18 protein-coding genes are annotated in these 21,390 nt (G+C 72.9%); 9 read left to right on the top strand and 9 right to left on the bottom strand.

Annotation, left to right across the window (positions count from 1 at the left end):
- Positions 1 to 479: 479 nt before the first annotated feature.
- Positions 480 to 1,352, top strand: a complete 873-nt coding sequence (locus AB0C38_RS34415) for an EamA family transporter (RefSeq protein WP_360681601.1) — start codon at positions 480 to 482, stop codon at positions 1,350 to 1,352.
- Between the two features lie 18 nt (positions 1,353 to 1,370).
- Here the strand turns inward: AB0C38_RS34415 and AB0C38_RS34420 are convergent, their stop codons facing one another.
- Both AB0C38_RS34420 and AB0C38_RS34425 read right to left on the bottom strand, forming a co-directional pair.
- A complete protein-coding gene (locus tag AB0C38_RS34420) occupies positions 1,371 to 1,943 on the bottom strand; it encodes a GNAT family N-acetyltransferase (protein WP_360681603.1) in 573 nt (190 codons plus the stop codon).
- Positions 1,940 to 2,452, bottom strand: a complete 513-nt coding sequence (locus AB0C38_RS34425; RefSeq protein WP_360681604.1) for a YbaK/EbsC family protein — start codon at positions 2,450 to 2,452, stop codon at positions 1,940 to 1,942. The genes AB0C38_RS34420 and AB0C38_RS34425 overlap by 4 nt, the downstream gene beginning before the upstream one ends.
- Before the next feature lie 614 nt (positions 2,453 to 3,066).
- Here AB0C38_RS34425 and AB0C38_RS34430 point away from each other — a divergent pair.
- The 4 genes from AB0C38_RS34430 to AB0C38_RS34445 all read left to right on the top strand — a co-directional run bounded on the left by AB0C38_RS34430 (position 3,067) and on the right by AB0C38_RS34445 (position 6,228).
- Positions 3,067 to 3,480 carry an SAV_6107 family HEPN domain-containing protein gene (locus AB0C38_RS34430; protein WP_360681822.1) on the top strand — a complete coding sequence of 138 codons (414 nt, stop codon included), beginning with the start codon at positions 3,067 to 3,069 and terminating at the stop codon, positions 3,478 to 3,480.
- Complete coding sequence (locus AB0C38_RS34435) at positions 3,470 to 4,240, top strand: maleylpyruvate isomerase family mycothiol-dependent enzyme (RefSeq protein ID WP_360681606.1); 771 nt, start codon at positions 3,470 to 3,472, stop codon at positions 4,238 to 4,240. The genes AB0C38_RS34430 and AB0C38_RS34435 overlap by 11 nt, the downstream gene beginning before the upstream one ends.
- A gap of 58 nt (positions 4,241 to 4,298) precedes the next feature.
- On the top strand, positions 4,299 to 5,030 hold the full coding sequence (locus AB0C38_RS34440) for a VOC family protein (protein WP_360681608.1): 732 nt from the start codon (positions 4,299 to 4,301) through the stop codon (positions 5,028 to 5,030).
- Positions 5,031 to 5,238: 208 nt separating this feature from the next.
- Positions 5,239 to 6,228 carry a GNAT family N-acetyltransferase gene (locus AB0C38_RS34445; protein ID WP_360681824.1) on the top strand — a complete coding sequence of 330 codons (990 nt, stop codon included), beginning with the start codon at positions 5,239 to 5,241 and terminating at the stop codon, positions 6,226 to 6,228.
- A gap of 195 nt (positions 6,229 to 6,423) precedes the next feature.
- Here the strand turns inward: AB0C38_RS34445 and def are convergent, their stop codons facing one another.
- The 6 genes from def to AB0C38_RS34475 are packed head-to-tail and all read right to left on the bottom strand — an operon-like array spanning position 6,424 to position 15,955.
- On the bottom strand, positions 6,424 to 6,924 hold the full coding sequence (def, locus tag AB0C38_RS34450) for a peptide deformylase (protein WP_360681610.1): 501 nt from the start codon (positions 6,922 to 6,924) through the stop codon (positions 6,424 to 6,426).
- 37 nt (positions 6,925 to 6,961) lie between these two features.
- Positions 6,962 to 11,626, bottom strand: coding sequence for a DEAD/DEAH box helicase (locus tag AB0C38_RS34455; protein ID WP_360681612.1), 4,665 nt, complete (start codon positions 11,624 to 11,626; stop codon positions 6,962 to 6,964).
- Entirely contained in the window at positions 11,604 to 12,416 is an 813-nt protein-coding gene (locus AB0C38_RS34460) for a DeoR/GlpR family DNA-binding transcription regulator (protein WP_360681613.1), read from the bottom strand. Before AB0C38_RS34460 ends, AB0C38_RS34455 begins: the two co-directional genes overlap by 23 nt.
- Positions 12,388 to 13,686 (bottom strand): MFS transporter, encoded by a 1,299-nt coding sequence (locus AB0C38_RS34465; protein WP_360681615.1) that lies wholly within the window; start codon positions 13,684 to 13,686, stop codon positions 12,388 to 12,390. Before AB0C38_RS34465 ends, AB0C38_RS34460 begins: the two co-directional genes overlap by 29 nt.
- The gene (pdxA, locus tag AB0C38_RS34470; RefSeq protein ID WP_360681617.1) at positions 13,683 to 14,708 is read right to left on the bottom strand and encodes a 4-hydroxythreonine-4-phosphate dehydrogenase PdxA; all 1,026 of its coding nucleotides are present in this window, start codon (positions 14,706 to 14,708) and stop codon (positions 13,683 to 13,685) included. The genes AB0C38_RS34465 and pdxA overlap by 4 nt, the downstream gene beginning before the upstream one ends.
- Positions 14,705 to 15,955, bottom strand: a complete 1,251-nt coding sequence (locus AB0C38_RS34475; protein WP_360681619.1) for a four-carbon acid sugar kinase family protein — start codon at positions 15,953 to 15,955, stop codon at positions 14,705 to 14,707. Before AB0C38_RS34475 ends, pdxA begins: the two co-directional genes overlap by 4 nt.
- A 181-nt stretch (positions 15,956 to 16,136) precedes the next feature.
- Between AB0C38_RS34475 and AB0C38_RS34480 the strand changes: the two genes are divergently transcribed.
- The 4 genes from AB0C38_RS34480 to AB0C38_RS34495 all read left to right on the top strand — a co-directional run bounded on the left by AB0C38_RS34480 (position 16,137) and on the right by AB0C38_RS34495 (position 20,075).
- Complete coding sequence (locus AB0C38_RS34480) at positions 16,137 to 17,984, top strand: Hsp70 family protein (RefSeq protein ID WP_360681620.1); 1,848 nt, start codon at positions 16,137 to 16,139, stop codon at positions 17,982 to 17,984.
- 50 nt (positions 17,985 to 18,034) lie between these two features.
- Positions 18,035 to 18,229 carry a DUF3046 domain-containing protein gene (locus tag AB0C38_RS34485; protein WP_360681621.1) on the top strand — a complete coding sequence of 65 codons (195 nt, stop codon included), beginning with the start codon at positions 18,035 to 18,037 and terminating at the stop codon, positions 18,227 to 18,229.
- 236 nt (positions 18,230 to 18,465) lie between these two features.
- A complete protein-coding gene (gene recA / locus AB0C38_RS34490; protein ID WP_360681622.1) occupies positions 18,466 to 19,512 on the top strand; it encodes a recombinase RecA in 1,047 nt (348 codons plus the stop codon).
- 35 nt (positions 19,513 to 19,547) lie between these two features.
- Positions 19,548 to 20,075, top strand: a complete 528-nt coding sequence (locus tag AB0C38_RS34495; RefSeq protein ID WP_284741286.1) for a regulatory protein RecX — start codon at positions 19,548 to 19,550, stop codon at positions 20,073 to 20,075.
- A 40-nt stretch (positions 20,076 to 20,115) separates the two neighbouring features.
- Here AB0C38_RS34495 and AB0C38_RS34500 read toward each other — a convergent pair whose 3' ends face one another.
- Complete coding sequence (locus AB0C38_RS34500) at positions 20,116 to 21,378, bottom strand: MFS transporter (protein WP_360681623.1); 1,263 nt, start codon at positions 21,376 to 21,378, stop codon at positions 20,116 to 20,118.
- Between the last annotated feature and the right edge of the window lie 12 nt (positions 21,379 to 21,390).

Here is a 21,390-nt window from a genome sequence, read left to right on the forward strand (position 1 = left end):
GCGGCCGGGTCACCGACGACCACGCCGCCGTGTCCGGGCCCGCGATGAACACCCCGCCGTCGCCGACGACCAGGTCCAGGCAGACCCACGACACCACAACCGCGCGATCGCGCCGCGTCTGACCGGCACACCCGACCATCGCCGGCCCCTCAAGCCGGCCACGCAGACCCGGCTTCGCCAGACCCGCCCTCCCAAGGGGGCGTCCCACGTCCAGTTTATCGGCCGTACCCGACAAAACCTCCCGGAACGCCGCCCCCGGGCCCGACTGTCCACAATGCCGCCACCCTGTGGAAAACCCGTCGCGCGGCTGAGGCCGCACCGCTAGGTTCCCCTCGTGCAGCGAATTCTCTTCGTCACCCCGCCGCCCCGCGTCTGAGCGGGGTGGTTCCCAGCCGCGTGGCCTCCGATGCCCGCGGCTGATTCTTCTTGCGCCGCCCCGCGTCGTCGATTCCCGATTCCTTCGACGCAGGAGCGTTCCTTTGACAACCCTGTCCACGCGCGCCCGGTCCTCGGCCGCGCTCGTCCTCGCCGGTGTCCTCTGGGGCACCGGCGGCCTCGCCGGCTCGCTGCTCGGCCAGCTCGCCGGCCTCCACCCGCTCGCCGTCGCCGCGTACCGGCTGCTCGTCGGCGGCGGCGTCGCGACCCTCTTCGTCCTCCTGAAAGGCGGCACCTTCCCGCGCACGGCCGAAGCAGCGAAGCGGCTCCTCGCCGTCGGTGCGTTGTTCGCCCTCTTCCAGGCGAGCTACTTCGCCGCCGTCGCGCTCAGCTCGGTCAGCATCGCCACGATGACCACCATCGGCGCGGCGCCCGTCGTCGTCACGCTCGCCTCGGTGCGCAGGCCCCACCGCTGGACGGTGGTCTCCCTCGCCGGCACCCTCGCCGGCCTGGTGCTGCTGCGCTGGTCACCGGACGAACCCGCCCACCTCCTCGGAGGCCTCGGCTTCGCGCTTCTCGCCGCGGCGGGCTTCGCGACCCTGACGCTGCTCACCGCGAAACCGGTCGACGGCCTGGACCCGCTGGCCACGACGGCGTTCGGCTGCCTGACCGGCGGCCTCCTGCTCACCCCCGTGGCGAGCTGGACGGGCATGGCGCTGCCGCTGCACGCGGACGTCCTCGCGACGGTCTGCTACCTCGGCGCGGTGCCGACCGCGCTCGCCTACGCCGCCTACCTGCGCGGCCTGGCGACGGCGCACCCCGTCCTGGGTGCGCTGTCGGCGGTGCTCGAGCCGCTGACGGCCGCGGTCCTGTCCGCCGCGCTCTTCGGGGAACGGCTCGGCGGCACAGCCTGGTGCGGCGCCGCTGTCCTGGTCGTGGCCCTGGCGGTCGGGTACTGGCGCCCCGAACCGCGCTGACCGACGCTGCCCCTCGGCTCAGCGCCGGTCGAGGGGCAGCGCCCGCCCGAGGATCGCGAACGGCCGCGGGTCGCCGGCGAAGTGGTAGTCGCGCAGGACGTCGACGAACCCGGTCCGGCGGTAGAGCTTCCACGCCCGGCTGGTGCCCTCCGGCGTCGACAGCAGGACGTTCGCGCTCGGCACGCCGTCCAGCAGGGCCCGCAGCAGGTCCTCGCCGATCTGGTGCCCCTGGTTCTCCGGCCGGACGTGGATCTCGGTCAGCTCGAAGTAGTCCGACAGCCAGCGCTCGGCCTCTTCCGGCCCGAACCGGCGGCTCAGGCCGTGACGCACCTGCTCGTGCCACCACTGCCCGGCCCGGCCGCGGTAACCGTAGGCGAGCCCGAGCAGGACGTCGTCGGCGTCGAGCGCGGCCATGCAGCGCCAGCCCTCACGCAGCGCGTGGGTGAGCCACATCGGCGCGCGCTGCTCGGCGGTGCCGGTCGGGTACCGCATCGCGCGGACGTAGATGTCCAGTGCCTCGGGCAGGCGGGCGCGGAACTCGTCCGAGGAGAGCTGGACGTAGCGGGAGCAGCCGGCGGGCATCGCGGTCACGGCTGGCCATTCTCCTCCGCGCCGGCGAGCGCGCCCGGGGTGCCCCCGGTCAACGCCACCAGCCCGGCGAAGGTCGTCGGGAACACCGTCTTCGGGTGCCCGGCCGCGGCCCACACGACGTCGTGGGCGCGCAGCGCGGCGTCGACGAGCGTCGGCAGCGGCTCGGGGTGCCCGACCGGGGCGACGCCACCGATCGGCTGCCCGGTGTGCGCCCGCACGAAGTCGGCGTCGGCCTTGCCGATTTCGGCCCCGGCCAGCCGCTCGAGGGTCGCCGGATCCGCGCGGTGAGCGCCCGACGTGAGCGCGAGGAGCGCTTTTTTGTCGGACCCCAGGCGGAAGATGAGGCTGTTGGCGATGGCCCCCACGGGCACGCCGAGCGCTTCGGCCGCCTGAGCGGCGGTCCGGACCTCGGCGGGCAGCACGCGGATGCCCTCGGCGGCGGCGTGCTGCCCGGCTTCGGCCAGCGCGGCCGCCACCTTGGCGACGGCGGGGTGGTCCAGCGAACTCATGAACCTATGAGATCACGCCATCGACCTGGTGTCCCGCACCACGTCCGGGGATTCCACCCGTGGGGTTGAGCGGACACCGGGTCGGGGTTACTCTGGAAATTGTTCGAACAGACGTTCGACATTGGTGAGCGCGCACCGGTCAGGTGCCCGGCGGCGGGGCGGGGGAAGCGTCTCGGCGCCGGGTGCTCGATCGGGCTCACCCGCGCAGGAGGAGGGTCGTCATGTCCGTCAAGGTCGTGTCCCCCACGGATTCCGGGCAGCCGCAGCTGCCCATGTCGCTGCGCCCGCCGGTCACCCCGGCGGCGGCCGGCACCCACCACGGACGACCCCGGCGGCACCCGTCGACCCGACCGGCGGCCGGCTCGGAGGGACAGCTCGTGCTGCGCTCGTCGGCACCGGACGCTGAGCCACCGGCCCCGCCGCGCCCGCCCGCGGCGGATGGTGCGGACTTCGAACGGGCCCAGCTGCCGATGTCGCCGGCCGCTGGTGCGGAGCTCGAACAGGCCCAGTTGCCGGTCGCGCTGCGCCCGCCGGCCGCGGCTGATGCGGAGCTCGAGCAGTCCCGGCTGCGTCCGCCGGCCGCCGATGTCGAGCGCAGCCAGTCCGAGCTGCCCATGGCGCTGCGTCCGCCCGCGCTTCCTGCCGCCGCCGGGCTGCTTGCCCAAGCTCGGCGGGGGCTCGCCGATGCCGAGCGGGAGACCGCTCCCGCCGAGCGGTTCATCGGCGCCTACCTCGCGGCGCTGCGGGGCGCCGCCGCCGTGCTCGCCGCCCGGGGGCGGCCGCACCGGGGCCGCGCGCGGCCGGCCAGCACCTGGGTGCTGCTCGACTCCGTCGCCCCCGAACTGCGGGAGTGGTCTGCCTTCTTCGCGAGCAACTCGGCCGCGCGCGCCGCCGCGCAGGCCGGGATCACCGGGAAGGTCACCGCGGAGTCGGCCGCCGAGCTGGTGCGTGCCGCCACTCCCTTCCTCGAGCTGGTCCGCCGCCTGGTGCACGGCCTCCCGATCACCGGGGAAGCCCATGTCGCGTGAGCACGGCCCGGTCGACCCGGGGCGGCTGCTCACGGCGTTGGGAATCGAAGGCCGGGTGCTGGCCGAGGCCGTCCACGCGGCGCCCGTCGAAGCGCCGGTGCCCGCCTGCCCGGGCTGGTCGCTCGGCGAGGTGGCCCGGCACGTCGGGAGCCTCTACCGGATGGTCCGGCGCCGGCTGGCCGAAGGCCGCAACCCCGAAGACTGGCAGCGCGACCCCGAGCCGGGCCAGAGCCTGGCGGCGTACCTGGAGACCGGCCTGGCCGAGCTGCTCGACGAGCTCGCCGCGCACGACTCGGAGGAGCTCGCCGACACGTGGTGGCCGGCGGACCCGACCTACGGGTTCTGGCGGCGGCGGATGCTGCACGAGACGCTGGTCCACCGCGTCGACGTCGAGCAGGCGGCGGGCGCGGAGCCGCGCGGCGTCGCCGAGGACCTGGCGGTCGACGGCATCGACGAGGCCCTGACCCTCTGGTTCGGGCAGAAGCTGCCGATGCTGGGGCTGACCGGCACGAAGGCGGGCTCGGTCGGCGTGCGCGCCGGCGCGCACAGCTGGATCGCGCGGGCCGGACCCGAGAGGACGGAGGCCTGGCGCTGTTCGGCCGAGGAGGCCGAGGCCGCGGACGACGTCGTCACGGCCGCCGAACCCGGGCGGATCTACCTGTGGTTGTGGGGCCGGGCGTCCCTGACCTCGGTGACCGTGCGGGGAGTGCACGACCAGGCGGCCCAGCTCTGGGCGTTGCTGCGGCTCGCGACCCGATGACCCGGCCGGTGGGGAAGCCGAACCGGAACTGTCGGAGGTGGCGGTTAGCCTGCGGCGCATGGACACGCGCCTGGTGAACCTGGTGATCGACGCGGCGCGGCCGAGGGTCCTGGCGGACTTCTGGGCCGCGCTGCTCGGCTGGCGCGTCGCGATCGACGAGCCGGACGAGGTCGACGTGCGCGCCCCGGACACCGACGGCTGGGACCTGGACCTCGTCTTCGTGCCGGTGCCCGAGCCCAAGGAGATCAAGAACCGGATCCACCTGGACCTGGCGAGCGAGACGCTCTCGCACCAGGCGGAGCTGGTGTCGCGCGCCGTGGAGCTCGGCGGGCGCCGGGTCGACCTCGGGCAGGGCGCGGTGCCGTGGGTCGTGCTGGCGGACCCGGAGGGCAACGAGTTCTGCGTCCTCGAGCCCCGCGACCGGTACGCGTCGGCGGGCGCGGTGGCCTCGATCGTGGTCGACGCCCACGACCCGGAGCGCATGGCGGACTTCTGGGCGCGGGTCACGGGCCGGCCGGTCGGCGCCCGCGAGGACGACGTCCTGGTGGGGCTGCGCGCGCCGTCGGGCCGCGGTCCGTGGCTGGAGTTCCTCCGCAACGACGACGTGAAGCGGGTCAAGAACCGGGTCCACCTCGACGTCGCGCCGCCGTCGGGTGCCGATCACGCGGAGGCGGTGTCGGAGGTCGTGGCGGCGGGTGCGGCGCCCGCGGACCTCGGCGGGCCGGACCTGCCGTGGCGCGTGCTGATGGACCCGGAAGGCAACGAGTTCTGCGTACTGACCCCGCGCTGACCTGCCGAACCCGGCCGGCACGTGCTGTTTCGGCCGGGTTGCCGAGCGGCGGGGAACGCTGATCTGCGCGAAACACCCGCGTACTGGGACGGCAACAAGCGCGGGGGACCGTGGGGGCATGGAGACCTCCCGAGCGTTGCCCCAGCACGGCCCGGCGGTTGCTGCCGAGGTGGCGGACGCGCCGTCCGCGTGGCGGGTGCGGATCCGGATGCACGACCACCCCGGCACCCTGGCCCGCATCGCGATCCGGCTCGCCGACCTCGAGTGCAACATCCTCGGGTTGACCGTGCTGCCCGTGCCCGGCGGTGTGCTCGACGAGATCGTCCTGCGCCCGGCGACCGGCCTGCCCCGGCGGCACCTGGCCGACGCCATCCGTGCCGAGGGGTGCGAATGCACGGCGATCATCGACGCGGACGTCCACGAGCTGGTCGACCCGTCGTCGTCGACGATGCTCGCCGCCCGCCGGGCGATCGACGACCCGGCCCGCCTCGCCGAGGTGCTGAAGGGCGTGCTGGCCGCGGACGTGGTCACGCGCGTCCCGGCGGCCGAGGCGAACCCGGCCCGCACCGAGAGCGGGCACCGGGCGGTGTTCGGGCTGGGCGGTGGCGAGGCGCTGGTGGCGCGGCGCCGGTGGGCGCCGTTCGTGCAGCTGGAGCTCACCCGCGCCGAAGCGCTGGTGACGTTGCTGACCGCGGCGGCCCGGAACGCCTCGGGCCCGGTGGTGCTGAACCGCCCGGACGGTGCGGCGATCGTCCTGCGCAAGGGCATCCCCGCCGACGCGGAAGCGGTGTCCGGACTGCATCGCCGCTGCTCGACGGCGACGCTCTTCCGGCGCTACCACACGGGAGTCCGGACGGTCCCGCGTCGCTGGCTGCACCGGTTGCTGGTGCCACCCCGCGGCACGAGCGTGCTCGCAGTCTTCGGCCGCGAGGTGATCGGCCTGGCCCAGCTGATCCCCTCCGCGGCTGGCGGCGCCGAGATCTCCCTGCTGGTGGAGGACGACTGGCAGCGCCAGGGCATTGGCACGGCCCTGCTGAGCAGAGTGGCGGTGCTCGCGGAGGCCGCGGGCATCGCGGAGCTGCGGGCCGACTGCCTCCCCGGCGACGAGGTGCTGGCTCGCACGGCGGCCCGAGCGGGCCTGCGCACGGAACACCCCACCGAGGACGGCACCCAGCTGCGGATGTTCCTGCCGGCCTGAGCGGGACGACTGCTCGGGCGGTGGCCGGCTGCTACGGCCCGCACGAGCCGGTTCGGCTGCGGCGGTGATGCTCGGTGCGGCTGGTGCTGCCCGCGTACCCGATGCCGTCGGAGGCGGTGACAGCTTGCAGCCGGCCGCGTGAGGTCGGCTCAGGCGGCGGTGCCCGGTGCGGCCCTCATTGCCTGTCTTCGCTGGTCAGCGCTTCCAGAACCAGTCCTTGTCGCGCGCTTCGCGCAGCGCCGTCTTCTTGCGCTCGGGCGTGAGGCGATCCAGGTACAGCACTCCGTCGAGGTGGTCGGTTTCGTGCTGGAGGCACTGGGCCAGCACGTCCTCACCCTCGACCTCGATCGGCTCGTTGTGGATGTCGACGCCGCGGACCTTCGCGTGCATCGCCCGCTTCGTGGGGAACCACAGCTCCGGCACCGACAGGCAGCCCTCGTGGATCTCGTGCGTCTCCTCGGACAGGTCGACGATCTCCGGGTTGACGACGTACCCGGCGAGCCCGGCGACGTCGTAGCTGAAGATGCGCAGCCCGACCCCGATCTGCGGTGCGGCCAGCCCGGCGCGCCCCGCCGGCTTCACCGAGTCGACCAGGTCCCGCACGAGCGCCTCGAGCTTCTCGTCGAACACGGTGACCGGATCGCAGACGGACTTGAGGATCGGGTCCCCGAAATAGCGCAGCTCGCGCATGGCCATGAGCAGAACATCCTTCGTGCGGTGTCGGACTGGCAGCTTAGGCCCGGAGGCGCAGACCCGAGGGCGTGGCCCGGAAACCCGCCTCCCGCAGGACCTCCGCCAGCTCCGACGTCAACGCCTGCTCGCCGTCCGCGCGCTGGACCGCCAGCTGGCCCAGCCAGCCCTCGCGGACCGCGGCCGACAGCGCCTGCGCCGCGTCCGCCAAGTGTTGCCGATCCTCGGTGAAGCTCAGCAGTGACCTGCCTCCTCGCTCGACGTACAGCGCCGGAACCCCGTCCACCAGCACTGCCAGCGCACCGGCCTTGCGGGCCGGACGGTGCTTCGTGTCGCCCGTCGCGGCCGGCCAGGGCAGGGCCGCGCCGTACGGCTGGGCCGGGTCCGCCGCCGCCAGCACCACCGCGCGGCCGGGCGCCGGGCGGCCCGGGCCCGACAGCGCGCGCAGCCGGTCCACCGCGCCCTTCGCCGCGAACTGGGCCGCCCCCAGTCCTTCGACGACGTAGCCGCGGATCACCTGGCCGGTGTCCTCCATGCCGCGAAGCACCTTGTAGATCCCCGAGAACCCGCCGGTGACGCGTTCGGTGTCCAGCGCGCCGCGGGTCAGGACGCCGTGGCGCTCCAGGAACGCCTCCGTCCGCGCGTGGGCGCGCCGGGTCGCGTCGGTTTCGCGGGCCGGCGTCAGCGCCCAGCGCCCGGCGACCGTCGGGGGCCCCGACCGCGACGGCATCTGCGGCCGCCCGGCCCGCAGCCGCGCGTACCGGCCGCGGGGTGCCTGCCGCCGGGGTTTGTGTGCGCCGTGCCCGGCCACCTGGGCCCGCAACGGCCCCAGCGTGTCGCCCGTGACCAGCCCGGCCCACACCAGGTCCCACAGCGCGGCCACGGCTTCGGCGTCGTTCGGTGCCTTGTCCACCAGCACGGTCGCGCGGTCCACCAGCTGGCGGAAGAACAGCGCGCCACCCTCCAAAGTGGACACGAGGGCGTCGTGCAGCGGGCCGGTCGGGATGTCCTCGACGACTTCCGGCAGCAGCAGGTCGGCGACGTCGGTGGGGGCGAGCGCGATCCAGCCGTCTCCGCCGGACAGCGCGCCGCAGCCCGCCCACGTGACCTCGCCCGCGGTCGTCAGCTCGTCCAGCAACGCTGGGGAGTAGCCCGGCAGCCGCCCGGGCAGGATCAGCGACTCCACCGCGCTCGCCGGCAACGGTGCCCCGGCGAGCTGCTCGACCACCGACAGCACGTCGTCCGCCGTCGGCGCCGCCCGGACGCGGCCGCCGAACCCGTGCCACGACGGCAGGAACCGGCCCAGTGCCGCTGGTTCGACCGGCTCCACCTCGGCCCGCAGCTTCGCCAGCGACGCCCGCCGCAGCCGCCGCAGCACCGCGGAATCGCAGTACTCGATCCCGGCGCCGTGGGTGTCCGGATGCCCCACCGGGCTCAGTTCACCCCGGACCAGGCGGCCTTCCCCGGTCATCCGGTCGAGGACCCCGGTGACGACCGCCGTGCCGAGGCCGAACCGGGCGGCCGCGTTCGCCGCGGCGAACGGCCCCCGGCTCCGGGCGTAGCGGAACAGCAGGTCGCCAAGCGGGTCCGCGACCGGTTCGGTGAACGCCTCGGGCACCCCCACCGGTAGCGCGGTGCCCAGCGCGTCCCGCACCTTGCCGGCGTCCTCGATCGCCAGGAACCGTTCCTCGCCGCCGATCCGCACCCGGATCGCGCGCCGCGCCGATTCCAGCTCGGTGAGCCACTCCGGCTGGATCCCGCGCTCCGCCGCTTCTTCGACGGTCATGTCGCCGAGGAACCGCAGCAGGTCGGCGGCGTCCTCGGCGGAGCGCGCGTGCCGGTCGGGTTCGAGGCGCTGCAACGACCGCTCGACCTCGGCCAAGGCTTCGGGATCGAGCAGCTCCCGGATCGCTTCGGTGCCCAGGAGCTCGGCCAGCAGCCCCGAGTCAAGGGACAGTGCCGCCGCCCGCCGCTCGGCCAGCGGCGCGTCGGTCTCGTACAGGAACATCCCGACGTAGCCGAAGAGCAGGCTGCGCGCGAACGGCGACGCCGCCGGGGTTTCGACTTCCACCAGCCGGACCTTGCGGGCCCGGACGTCGGCCATCAGCTCGCGCAGCCCGCTCACGTCGTAGACGTCCTGCAGGACCTCCCGCATCGCCTCCAGCACGACGGGGAACCGTTCGTACTTCGACGCGACCGACAGCAGCTGCGACGCGCGTTGCCGTTGCTGCCACAGCGGGGTGCGGCGCCGCGGGTCCCGGCGCGGCAGCAGCAGCGACCGCGCCGCGCACTCCCGGAACCGCGCCGCGAACACCGCCGAGCCGCCGACTTCCGCGACGATCAGCTGCTCGACCTCCTCGGGATCGAGCAGGATGTCGTCCGCGCCGATCGTGACGTCGGCGCCCTCGGCGTCGAGGGCGTCCGGAAGGCGCAGCACGATGCCGTCGTCGGAGTGCGCGACCTGCGCGTCGACCCCGCGGTTTTCGCGCAGCCGCGCGGCGATGGCGAGCGCCCACGGCGCGTTCACCTGCGCGCCGAACGGGGAGTGCACGATGATCCGCCAGTCGCCCAGCTCGTCGCGGTAGCGCTCCAGCAGGATCGTCCGGTCGTTCGGCACGTGCCGGGTGGCGGACTTCTGTTCGTTCAGGTAGGCCAGCAGGTTGTCGCACGCCCGCTCGTCCAGGCCCGCCGCGGTGGCCCGTGCCCGCGCCTTCTCGTCGTCCGATGTGGACAGTTCGCGGACGAACTTCCCCAGTGCCCGGCCGAGTTCCAGCGGACGGCCCGGCGCGTCGCCCTTCCAGAACGGCATCCGCGCCGGTTCGCCTGGCGCGGGAACCACGATGACCCGGTCGTGCGTGATGTCGGTGATCCGCCACGAGGACGTGCCGAGCAGGATGGTGTCGCCGACGCGCGACTCGTACACCATCTCCTCGTCGAACTCGCCGACGCGGGAGCCGGGCTTGTCGTCCCCGCCCGGCGTCATCACGGTGAACAGGCCGCGGTCGGGGATGGTGCCGCCGGACGTGACGGCCAGCCGCTGCGAGCCCGGCCGCCCGCGCAGCTCGCCGGCGATGCGGTCCCAGGTGATCCGGGCCCGCAGCTCGCCGAACTCCTCGCTCGGGTACCGGCCGGCGAGCATGTCGAGCACCGCGTGCAGCGCGTCGTCCGGCAGGGACGCGAACGGCGCCGCCCGCCGCACGAGGCTCGCGAGGTCCGTCACGGTCCACGGTTCCAGCGCCACCATCGCGACCACGTGCTGCGCCAGGACGTCCAGGGGGTTGCGCGGGTAGCGGACCGCCTCGATCGCGCCGCTCGCCATCCGTTCGGCGACCACCGCGCAGGAGACGAGGTCGCCGCGGAACTTGGGGAACATCACGCCGGACGACACCGCGCCGACCTGGTGCCCGGCCCGGCCGACGCGCTGCAGCCCGGACGCCACCGTCGGCGGCGCCTCGATCTGCACCACCAGGTCGACCGCGCCCATGTCGATGCCCAGCTCCAGTGACGACGTCGCCACCACACACGGCAGCCGCCCGGACTTGAGGTCTTCCTCGACGTGGGTGCGCTGCTCCCGCGACATCGACCCGTGGTGCGCCCGGGCGATCACCGGCGGCGCGCCGGTGCTCACCCCGGACTGCCCGACGGCTTCGGCCGGGAACGCGTCGGCCGGGGTGAGCTCGGTCTGCTCGGCGGCCAGCTCGTTGAGCCGGGCGGTCATCCGCTCGGTGAGCCGGCGCGAGTTGGCGAACACGATGGTCGAGCGGTGGGACCGGATGAGGCTCAGCACCCGCTCCTCGACCGCGGGCCAGATCGACGGCCGCTGCACCGGGTTGCCGGCGATTTCCTCCAGCGTGCCCAGGCCGCCGGGGGCGATGTCACCGGGCGGGAAAGCCTCGGTCAGCGACTCCAGCTCGTCGAGCGGGCTCGGCGCGGGGCCGCTGCGCGGCGCGTCGAGGTTGCTCATGTCGTCCACCGGGACTTCGACGCGGACCTCGATGGTCTTCGCCAGCTTCGGCTGGACCACCCGCACCGGCCGGCCGCCGGCCAGGAAGGCGCTCACCTCGTCGACCGGGCGGACGGTCGCCGACAGGCCGATCCGCTGCGCCGGCTTCGGGAGCAGCGAGTCCAGCCGCTCCAGCGACAGCGCGAGGTGCGCGCCGCGCTTGCCGCCGGCGACCGCGTGGACCTCGTCGACGATCACGGTCTCGACGCCGCGCAGCGACTCCCGCGCCGAGGACGTGAGGATCAGGAACAGCGACTCCGGGGTGGTCACCAGCACGTCCGGCGGGGTCTTGCCGAACGAGCGGCGCTCGGCCGCGGTGGTGTCACCCGTGCGCATGCCGACCTCGATGTCGGGCACCGGGAGCCCGAGCCGCCGGGAGGCCTGCGAGATGCCGGCGAGCGGCGCGCGCAGGTTCCGCTGGACGTCGACGGCGAGAGCCTTCAGCGGGGAGACGTAGAGGATCCGGCAGCGTTTCGTCGCTTCGGCGGGTGGCGGCTCCACCGACAGCCGGTCCAGTGCCCAGAGGAACGCGGACAGCGTCTTGCCGGACCCGGTCGGCGCGACGACGAGGGCGTGCTCGCCCGCGTGCGCCGCCCGCCAGGCTCCTTCCTGCGCCGCGGTGGGCGCGGCGAAGGCCCCCGCGAACCAGTCCCGGGTCGCGGGGGAGAAGAGGTCGAGCGCGTCAGCTGCCACGTCGTCCATCATGCGCGGCACCACCGACAGTTTCCGGCTTCGGTTCGGGGGTCCCGGCCAGGATCACGCTCTCGGCGAACTGCGGATACGTGACGTCGACCTTCGGTTCGTCGGTGATCAGCCGGTATTCACGGTCGAGCGGTGCCCAGTAGGAGAAAGGCGCCTGGTCCAGCTTGGAGTGGTCGGCCAGCACGTACGCCTCGCCGCCCGCGTGCAGCATCGCGTGCTTGACCACCGACTGCTCCAGTGACGGGCAGCACAAGCCCCGGTCGGCCACCAGGCCGTCCGCGCCCAGGAAAACCCGATCGGGTGAGATGTGCCGCAGCTGGGCCAGCACGCTCTCGCCCAGGATCGCTTCGTTCGGGTGCCGCAGGCGGCCGCCGAGGACGATCAGGTCGATCCCGGCGAAGCCCGCCAGCTCGCGGATGGCGTTGACGCCGTTCGTGACGACGGTCAGCCCCTCGCGGTGGGCGAGGTGGCGGGCCAGTCTGCCGGTGGTCGTGCCGGCGTCGAGCAGCACGACCTCGCCGTCGCGCACCAGCGCGGCGGCTTGCCGGGCGATGGCGTCTTTCGCCGCCGCGTGCTCGCGGTCTTTCTCGTGCGGACTGCGTTCGGTGTCGAGCGCGCCGCCGTAGGTGCGGACGACGTGCCCGGCCCCGGCGAGCGAGGCGAGGTCGCGGCGGATCGTCGACTCCGAAACGCCGAACTCCTCGGCCAGCTCCGCGATGCCACCCGAGCCGTCGCGGACGGCTTCGAGCAGCATCGCGCGCCGGTCACGGGTTCCTGGACGCGGCTGGGACATGCGCCGAGTCTTCCACGACGGCCGGTTTCAGCCCGAAGAACGCCAGCCCGGCGGCCACGGCGAGGAACGCGGCCAGCACGACGAATCCGGTGGTCGCGCTGCCGGTGACGTCGGTGAGCCAGCCGACCAGGTAGGGCCCGGCGAACCCGCCGAGGTTGCCCAGCGCGTTGATCAGGCCCATCGCCACGGCGACGACCTCGATGCCGAGGAGCCGGCTGGGGATGGCCCAGAACGGCCCGTACGGCATGTAGACGCCGGTCGCGACGACGCAGAGCAGCACCAGCTGCACCGCCGCGGGCCAGTGCACGAGGTTGCCGAGCAGCAGCCCGGCGATGGCGACGACCAGCGGCACCGCGACGGCGAGCCGCCGGTTGCCGGTCCGGTCCGACCAGTGCGCGCACGCGACCATCCCGGCCAGCGCGAGGACGTACGGCACGGCCGACAGGAACCCCACGGCGGTCGCCGACCCGCCGGTCATCGTCTTCACGACCGACGGCAGCCACAAGGAGAAGCCGTAGAACCCGGTGATCCAGAAGAAGTAGACGCCGATCAGCAACAGCACCTGCCGGTTCGCCAGCGCCTGCCGGTAGCCCTGCTTGGCGAACGCCGGCTTCGCGTCTTCCTCGGCCTTCAAGGTGCTTTCGAGGTACTCGCGTTCTTCCGCGGAGATCCAGCGGGCCTTCGCCGGCCGGTCCGCCACCGCGAACCACCAGACGACCGCCCACAGCAGCGGCGGCAGGCCCTGGATCACGAACACCCAGCGCCACGACATGTGGTCGAGCATCAGCCCGGACAGCGGCGACATGATGATCGCCGAGATCGGCAGGCACGTCATCCACAGCGCGTTCGCCCGGGCGCGTTCCGCCTGCGGGAACCACGACGCCAGCAGGATCAGCACCGCCGGCCAGACGCCGCCTTCGAAGAGCCCGAGGAGCAGCCGGGCCAGGTGCAGCTGGGTCTCGTTCCGCACCAGTCCGCACAGGACCGCCGCGACCGCCCACGCGATCATCAGCAGCAGCACCGTCTTGCGGGCGCTCCACTTCACCGCCAGCACGGCCGCCGGGATCTGCAGGATCAGGTAGCCGATGAAGAAGATGCCGCTCGCCAGCCCCTTCGCGCTGGCGGACAACGGGAAGTCGTCGCCGATGTAGGGCAGGATCACCGCGACGTTCGTGCGGTCGAGGTAGGCCAGCATGTACATGACCACCGCGACCGGGATGACGTACGCCCAGCGCTTGCGGGGCACCCCCGCCTGCACCGCCGCCGTCATCGGCTCGGTGGATAGATGGCGGGCAGTTTCCGCGCGTACGGCGCCAGGGTCGCCGCCGCCTTGAACGCCGCGACCATCGTGCCGTGCGACGCCCGGCCAGTGCCGGCGATGTCGAACGCCGTGCCGTGGTCGACCGACGTGCGCAGGATCGGCAGGCCGACCGTCACCGAGACCGTGCCGTCGAAGTCGTACGTCTTCGACGCGATGTGCCCCTGGTCGTGGTAGAGCGAGAGCACGCCGTCGAACCGGCCCTGGATCCCTTGGTGGAACACGGAGTCCGCGGGGATCGGGCCGACCACGTCCAGCCCGGCGACCCGCGCGGCGGCCACCGCCGGGGCGATCGCGATGATCTCCTCGTCGCCGAACTTGCCGTTCTCGCCGCCGTGCGGGTTCAGCGCCGCCACGGCCAGTCTCGGTTTCTCCGTGCCGAACACCTCGAGCGCGGTGTACGCCTCGCGGATCGCGTGCTCGATGTTCTCCCGCGTGATCTGGTCGATCGCCTCGCGCAGCGACAGATGCCGGGTGGCGAAGAAGATCTTCAGGCCCGACACCCAGAACATCGTGTTGTACCGGGTCGAGCCGGTGAGCTCGCCGAGCATCTCGGTGTGCCCGAGGTGCTTCGAGCCGGCCGCCCAGATCGCCTCTTTGTTGATCGGCGCGGTGACGACCGCGTCGACCTCGCCGGCCAGCGCGAGCCGGGTGGCGACCTCGATCGCGCCCACGGCGGCGGCGCCCGCGGTCGCGTTCACCTCGCCCCACGGCAGGTCCTCCCGGACCACACCGAGGTTGAGGATGTCGATCACGCCGGTGGTGAAGCGCGCGTCGGCGACCGTGGCGATCGGGTTGATCTCCAGGTGCAGGCCCAGGTGCCGGACCAGGCGTTCCAGCACGATCGCGTCGCCGACCGCCACCCCGCGCGCCATCTGCAGGGACTCGGGCTCGGCGAGCGTCTTGAGGGTGATCTCGGGGCCGATGCCCACGGGGTCGCCGAGGGTGACGGCGAGGATGGGGAGGTCGCTCACGGGTTCTTCCTTCCGGTGGCCAGCACGTGGTTCAGGTGTTCCAGGCAGGCGACCGCGGCGTCGCGCCCGCCGATCAGCCCGCCCTTCGTGGCGAAGGGCAGCCCGGTGTGCGGGCCGCCGGAAAGCCGCCCGGCAACGGCCAGCGGCAGCACCTCGGCGTCGATCTCGAAACCTTCAGCGCCAAGGGCTTTCGTGACCTCGACGGCGATGTCGCCGCCGGTGGCGTAGAGCCCGCCGATCCGGTGCGTGCCGAGCACGAGCCGGGCCGCTTCGCCGAGCGCCGGCGGGATCCGCGCGGCGACCGCCGGGTCGACCGGCGTGCCCGGGGCGGGTGCGCGGGTCCGGATGCCCACGACACGATGCCCGGCTTCCAGGAGTTCCCCGGCCGCGGCGGCCGTCGTCACCGGGTCGGGCCGCTCCGGGTCGACGTCGACGTACCGCGCGTCCAGCACCAGCTCGGTTTCCAGCACCTGGTCGTGCGTCTGCCCGGTGATGCTGCCGACCACGGCGAGCACCGGCGGGACGGTGCCGTGGCCGGGTGCGAGGCCCAGCGCGGCCGCCAGCCGGACGCCGAACGGGCCGGAGTCGACCGAGATCCACCGCGTGCCCTCGGCCGCCAGCAGGGCCGCGGCCTTGGCGACGGTGGTGAGGTGCCGGTTCGTCGTGGCGTCGCAGACGACGATCCCGGCCGGCCCGCGCAGCGCCGCCACGACCGCGTCCACGCCCTCCTCGACGACGTCCAGCGGCAGCTCGGCGATCTCCCGGCCGGTGGGCTGCAGGAGCGTGCGGATCCGCGAGGACTTCACCGGGGCCAGCGGATCGCGCGCCGCGGGGCTTTCGGCCAGTGGCACGCCGTCGACCAGGTGCAGGCCGCCGAGCGTGACGCGGACGGCGTCCGGGAACGCGGGCACGACCAGGGCGCGGGCGCCCGGTGCGGAGGCCAGGACGGCCTCGGTCTCGACGCCGACGTTGCCGCGCAGGGTCGTGTCCACGCGCTTCACCGTCAGCTCGACGGGCCCGGCCAGCTCGATCGCCGTCCGCACCGCCTGCGCGGCGTGTGGTGGCGAGGCGTGGCGGGTACCCAGGTTCATCACGAGGGCGTCGATCCTGCTCTCCGCGCGGAAGCAGGGCGCGTCCGGTTCGAGCGGCGCGTTGACGGAAACCGCGCGCAGCCCGAAGCGGGCGTACAGCGCTCCGGTCGCGTTGCTGCCGGTCAGGTCGTCCCCGAGGACGAGCAGCTTCGGCATTCCCCGCTCCCTTGCGCGATCCATGCAACTCGGTTGACCGAACTGCGCAACTATCGTGCACCGTGATCACCGCCGAAGTCAAGGAGCGGTGACTTTCGCGGGTCCGCACGCACGGTGACCGCGCACATGGCAGCATCACGGCGAACGCCGTCAAGGCGTGTTTTTCGTGAAGGGGAGTGCAGTGCGGATCCTGTCGGTGGACCTCGGGACGTCCAACACCGTCGCCGTCCTTTCGGCGCACGGCATGCCGCCCCGGGTCGTCGAGGTGGACGGCTCGGCCAACATGCCGTCGGCGGTCTTCGCCGCCGAAGACGGCACGATCATGGTCGGCCGCGACGCCGAGCGCCGCGCCCGCCTCGACCCGACGCGCTTCGAGCCGAACCCCAAGCGCCGCATCGACGAGCAGACCCTGCTGCTCGGCACCGACGTCGTCCCGGTGACCGACGCGCTGGCCGCCATCCTGCGCCGCGTGCTCGAAGAGACCTCCCGCCAGCTCGGCGGCGACCAGCCCGACGAGGTCCGGCTGACCCACCCCGCGCAGTGGGGCCAGACCCGCCGCAACGTCCTGATGTCGGCCGCCCGGCTCGCCGGGGTGGGCCAGAACATCCTGCTGGTGCCCGAACCCGTCGCCGCGGCGGCGCACTTCGCGTCGTTCCCCGGCAAGTCGCTGGCCCCCGGCCAGGCGCTCGCGGTCTACGACCTCGGGGCGGGCACCTTCGACGTCGCCGTCGTCGGCGCCACGCAGAACGGCTTCACCGTGCTCGCCGAGGACGGCCTGCCCGACCTCGGCGGCCTCGACGTCGACCAGGCGCTGATGGTGCACGTCGGGCGCGAGGTCTCGCACTCCGACCCGCAGCGCTGGCAGCGGCTGCTCCGGCCCGAGTCGACCGCCGACCGGCGCACCCGGCGCGCGCTGCAGGAGGACGTCAAGGCGGCCAAGGAGGCGCTGTCGCGGCACCCGCAGACCGAGGTGCCGATGCCCGAGCCGTTCAAGGACGTCCTCGTCACGCGCGGCGAGCTGGAGGGCCTGGTCCGGCCGGCGATGCTGCGCAGCGTCGAACTGCTTTCGCGGACGCTGCGCTCGTCCGGGCTGACCCCGGACCGGCTGGCCGGCATCTACCTCGTCGGCGGGTCGAGCCGGCTGCCGCTGGTCGGCGCGATGATCGCGGAGAAGCTCGGCGTCGTGCCGGGCAGCCTCGACCAGCCGGAGACCGCCGTCGCGCTGGGTGCCCAGCACGTCGCCCGGGACGGGCTGGGCGCGCGCACCCAGAACGTCGAAGGGGCGGTGGCCGCGGGCGCCCCGCACCGCCCGCAGTACGCGCCGCCGCCTCCGCCGCAGTACCAGGGCTACGCGCCGGCGAACTTCCCGCCGAGCGGCCCACAGCCGGTGCCGTCGAACTTCCCCGCGTACTCGCCCGCCGCCTCCGCGGAGAAGGCGGAGCCGAAGTCCGGCGGGAAGAAGAAGCTGCTCATCGGCATCGCGGTCGCCGTCGTGGTGGTGCTGGCGGCGGGGCTGACCTACTTCCTGACGCAGACGTCCTCGGCGACGACCTACACCGCCGACCAGTGCAAGACGCCGGGGCAGGCCGACGACAAGGGCCTCACCGGCTGCCTGCGCCAGCTCGCCGGGAAGATCGCCGACACCGGCGACTGCAAGCCGGGCATGGGCAACGGCCCGGCCGCGCCGGCGAAGAGCCTCGGGGTGGCCTCGACCTGCTCCGCGCCGGGCCGGGCGGGCACGCAGGTGACCTACGTCCAGGGCGACAGCGCCGACGCGCTCAAGCAGTACACCGACGGCCTGCTCACCTCGGCCGGCGGCGACCGCACCGAGGCCGACTGGGGCGGCAACGGACTCGAGGGCCACTACTCGTCGGCCGCGGGCAAGACGTCGGCCGTGCTCGTGTTCACGGTGGCGGACCGGCCGCTGGTCGGGTTCATCTACCAGCTGAACTCGAGCGACCAGGCCGAGGCGACCACGCCGGGCACGCTGGCCAACTACTTCGAAGCGAGCGTCCAGCCCGGGGAGTAGCGCACCGGGCGCGAACGGACCGTTCGCGCCGTCCGGATAGAGTGGGCTCGATGCGAATCACGGTTTTCCGGCGGCTGATGGCCGACGAGTTCGGTCCCGGGCGGGCCCAGGTGCTGGCCAGGGACCACGTGCTCGGCGCGCTCGGCGGGCGCACCGTCGACCAGGCGCTGACCGCGGGAATCCCGGCCAAGGACATCTGGCGAGAGGTCTGCGACGCCTTCGACGTCCCCCGTGAACGGCGCTGACCTGCGCGGATCCGGCCGGTCGTGACCCGGGCGGGCGAAAATCCTAGCGCAAGGGTGTGTCGTTGCCGACCTCGAACAGGTGTTCGTCTAAGGTGTTGTCCACATCGGGTCCAGCGATCCACAGATTGGGCGCCGCGCCTGGAATTGTCGGTACCCGCCGCTAGCGTCGGACCGGACAGCTGAAGAACAGACACAGAGAGCCCTCGACGGGGCTCGGACCAGCGAGGTGGACTTCCATGCCTGCAGCACCCGACAAGGACAAGGCGCTCGAGCTCGCGCTTGCGCAGATCGACAAGCAGTACGGCAAGGGCTCGGTGATGCGCCTCGGCGAAGAGGGCCGCGCGCCCATCGCCGTGATCCCCACCGGGGCGATCGCCCTCGACGTCGCGCTCGGCATCGGCGGCCTGCCCCGCGGCCGGGTCATCGAGGTCTACGGCCCGGAGTCCTCCGGTAAGACCACGGTCGCCCTGCACGCGGTGGCGAACGCGCAGCGCAACGGCGGCATCGCGGCGTTCATCGACGCGGAGCACGCGCTGGACCCCGACTACGCCAAGAAGCTCGGCGTGGACACCGACGCGCTGCTCGTGTCCCAGCCGGACACCGGTGAGCAGGCGCTGGAGATCGCGGACATGCTGATCCGCTCCGGCGCGCTCGACATCCTGGTCATCGACTCCGTGGCCGCGCTCGTGCCGCGCGCCGAGATCGAGGGCGAGATGGGCGACTCGCACGTCGGCCTCCAGGCCCGCCTGATGAGCCAGGCGCTGCGCAAGATCACCGGTGCCATGAACAACTCCGGCACCACCGCGATCTTCATCAACCAGCTGCGCGAGAAGATCGGCGTCATGTTCGGCTCCCCGGAGACCACGACCGGTGGCAAGGCGCTGAAGTTCTACGCCTCGATCCGGCTCGACGTGCGCCGCATCGAGACGCTCAAGGACGGCGGCGAGCCGGTCGGCAACCGCACCCGCGTCAAGGTCGTGAAGAACAAGATGGCCCCGCCCTTCAAGCAGGCCGAGTTCGACATCCTGTACGGCCACGGCATCTCCCGCGAAGGTTCGCTCATCGACATGGGTGTCGACCAGGCGATCCTGCGCAAGTCCGGTGCCTGGTACACCTACGAAGGCGACCAGCTCGGGCAGGGCAAGGAGAACGCGCGTAAGTTCCTGCGCGACAACCCGGACATCGCCAACGAGATCGAGAAGCGCATCAAGGAGAAGCTCGGCATCGGCGCGACGGTCGACGCCGAAGCCGTCGAAGCCGTGCCGGCGCCGGTCGACTTCTGATCGAAGGAGTTCCACAGGTGGCGAGGGCGCCGAAGATTCCGCCGGCCGAGCTGCCTCCCGAGGAGCGGTACAAGAAGGCCAAGGAGATCTGTTACGACCTCCTGGCCGTGCGTGCGCGTACTCAGGAGGAGCTCCGGCAGGCGTTGCACCGCAAGGGGTTCGACGAGGAGACCAGCGAGACCCTGCTCGGCAAGCTCGACCGGGCGGGGCTGGTCAACGACGCGGAGTTCGCGGAGCTGTGGGTGAAGTCCCGGCACGAGACGCAGGGGCTCTCCCGCACCGCGTTGCTGGCCGAGTTGCGGCGCAAGGGCGTCGACGACGAGGTCGCGGCGCAGGCGGCGGGGGAGGTCGATCGCGAGTCCGAGGAGCAGATGGCCAGGGAATTGGTGCGCAAGCGCCTCGGGTCCCTGGGCAACGTCGACGAGCAGACGGCGCTGCGCCGGCTGCTCGGCTTCCTGGCCCGCAAGGGATATCCGCAGGGGCTGGCGTACACGGTGATCAAGGAGGAGCTCCGCGAGTACGGCGCGGAGTCCACCCTCCTCGACGACGCCTACATCGACTGACGCGGCGGCCGGCCCTGCGGCGCGGGTACCGGTCCGTTCGTCAGGCGGAGTTCGCGGACACCGCCTCCCGTTCGGTCGGGCGACGGCGGTCCGAGCGGTGCTTGCGGACCGCGAGCAACAGCACCGCGAGCAGCCCCATCACCACGCAGGTGACCACGGCCGACAGCACCAGGAACTCGTCCAGCTGCCCGGCCGACAGGTACGCGCCCAGGGTCACCGCGACCAACGCGCACACTGCCCGATCCACAATGGACTCCATCGACAGGAGTGTCGCGCGGTAGCGGGAGTCCGGGATGGAGTCGTTCAGCAGCTGCTTCTGCACCGGGAACGAGATCCCCGTCGCCACCGCGAAGACGCACAACACGACCACCGTCGGGAAGGAGCCGACGAACACCACCACGCCGAGGCAGAGCGCCATCACGATCGTCAGCGTGAACACTGAACCCACCGGGCCGATCGCGCGGCGGAGCCGGTGCGGGCGGGCCGCGCCCAGGGCTTCGAAGACCGTCATCGCGGCCAGCACCGCGCCGTACCAGTTCACCGACAGCGACTTCGACTCCAGGATCGGCTGGAACAGGTTCACCTGGCAGATCCGGACCAGTGTGAACATCGCGATGCCCTGCACCATCAGCAGCATCAGCCACCGCGACGAGCGCAGGGCCGACAACGCGCCGCCGACGCCCGCGAGCAGCGAGGCCGTCTTGTCCTTGACGCGGCGGCCGCCGGGGATCGCGGGGAGCTTCAAAGCGAACACCAAGGCCACCGCGGCGTTGATCGCCGTCAGCCAGTACGGGGAGGGGAGGTTCCACGTCATCAGGAGGCCGATCACCGGCCAGTACACGATCTTGCCGATCAGGCTGAACGCGCGGCCGACGCCTTCGACCCGCAGGTAGTGGTCCCCTGAACCGGAAGCGTGCAGGTACTCGTACAGGTACGCGCTCTGCGCGCCGGACACCAGCGACCGCGCCAGCGCGATCAGGATGAAGTGCAGCAAGAACCCCGAGTACGAGCCGAGGAACACCGGCACCAGGTTCGCCGCCACGAGCACGCCGGCGCCGGCCGTCAGCGAGGTGCGGTAGTCGAACCGGTCGGCGATCATCCCGGTCGGGATCTCCAGCAGGCAGAACACGATGTAGTAGATGCTCTGGATGCCGAAGATCTCGCCGTCGGAGAGGCCGGCGAGCTTCTGGTACTGGTAGAAGATCGGCACCCACAGCAGCAGGCCGAAGAAGAACTGGAACCCGTAGGTCAGCCGGACGGTCCGGCGGACGGCGGGGTTCGCGGGCAGGCGAAGGCCCAGCATGGTCGTGTCTCC

This window comes from Amycolatopsis sp. NPDC048633, assembly GCF_040650695.1.
In the GTDB taxonomy this organism is placed as follows: Bacteria; Actinomycetota; Actinomycetes; order Mycobacteriales; family Pseudonocardiaceae; genus Amycolatopsis.